This window comes from Arsenophonus sp. ENCA (assembly GCF_002287155.1).
GTDB classification, from domain to species: domain Bacteria; phylum Pseudomonadota; class Gammaproteobacteria; order Enterobacterales; family Enterobacteriaceae; genus Arsenophonus; species Arsenophonus nilaparvatae.
In genome coordinates, this window is record NZ_NHNG01000034.1 from 1 (window position 1) to 570 (window position 570).

A 570-nucleotide genomic window follows, 5' to 3' on the forward strand; every position below is an offset into this window, starting at 1 on the left:
CTTAAAGCGCGACAACTTGGTTTTACGACTGAGGTTTGTATTATTCAGCTCGATGCGGCGTTATTTGAATCGGCTAAATGTGCGTTAATTGCGCATACGTTAATTGATGCCAAGCGACTTTTCAGAGAAAAAGTCAAATACGCTTACGACAAACTTCCAGCTGAGATCAAGGCAGCCAATCCTGCCAATAATGATTCTGCTGGAGAGCTGGTTTTCAAAAAGGGCGGGTCACTTTACATTAGTACGTCATTTCGTGGTGGCACATTACGTTATTTGCATATCTCTGAATTTGGCAAAATCTGTGCAAAATATCCTGATAAGGCACGGGAAATTGTAACAGGTGCGTTTGAGGCTGTCTCCAGTGAGTGTTTTACGACAATAGAAAGCACAGCGGAGGGACGAGCAGGGTATTTTTATGATTACTGTCAATCTGCTGAAAAAGCGCAAATTCAGGCAAAACCGCTTTCGCCATTAGACTGGAAGTTCTTTTTTTTCCCCTGGTGGAAAAATCCTGACTATTCAATGACGCCTGTTTCGTTATTACCTCAACGGTTAATCGATTATTTCGAT

The 570-nt window shown here is 42.1% G+C and carries 1 pseudogene; it reads left to right on the forward strand.

The window, feature by feature from the left end:
• Positions 1-570, forward strand: a pseudogene (locus CBG25_RS00820) (terminase); the annotation flags it as partial.